The 747-nt window shown below is 67.0% G+C and carries 1 protein-coding gene; it reads left to right on the top strand.

The window, feature by feature from the left end:
* A partial coding sequence (locus AC1DWF_RS34040; RefSeq protein WP_476842898.1) for a flavin-containing monooxygenase occupies positions 1 to 747 on the top strand: 747 nt, incomplete at both ends.

Genomic DNA, 747 nt, shown 5'->3' with positions numbered 1-747 from the left:
GGCCGGCACGGGCGTGGGCGGCACCTGGTACTGGAACCGCTATCCCGGCTGCCGCTTCGATTCCGAGAGCTATTCCTACGGCTACTCCTTCGACCAGGAGCTGTTGCGGGACTGGGACTGGACCGAGCATTTCGCCCCGCAACCGGAGACCGAGCGCTACCTGAACGGCGTCGCCGACAAGTACGACCTGCGCCGCGACATCCAGTTCTCCGCCCGCGTGAAGGCGGCGATCTGGGACGAGGCGGACCGGATGTGGAATGTCGAGCTGGAGGATGGCGGCCATCACCGCTCGCGCTTCCTGATCACGGCGATCGGCGCGCTCTCCTCGCCGACCATGCCGAGCTTTCCGGGCATGGAGGACTTTCGGGGCCCGTCCTTCCACACCGGTCTCTGGCCGAAGGAGCCCGTGGACTTCACCGGCAAGCGCGTGGCCGTCATCGGCACCGGCGCCTCGGGCGTGCAGACGATCCAGGAGGTCGCGAAGGTCGCGGCCCGGCYGACGGTCTTCCAGCGCACGCCCAACTGGTGCGCGCCGCTGCACAACGGGAAGATCCCACCCGAGGAAATGGCGGAGATACGCACGCGCTACGACGAGATCTTCCAGCGCTGCCGCGAGACCTGGGCCTGCTTCCTGCATACCGCACATCCCCAGGATACTTTCGACGCTTCTGCCGAGGAGCGGCGCGCCTTCTGGGAAAAGCTCTATGCCGAGCGCGGCTTCGGGATCTGGGTCGGCAACTACCAGGA

It is taken from the genome of Aminobacter sp. P4_D5 (assembly GCF_056401815.1).
This window is presented reverse-complemented; position numbering and strand designations above follow the sequence as displayed.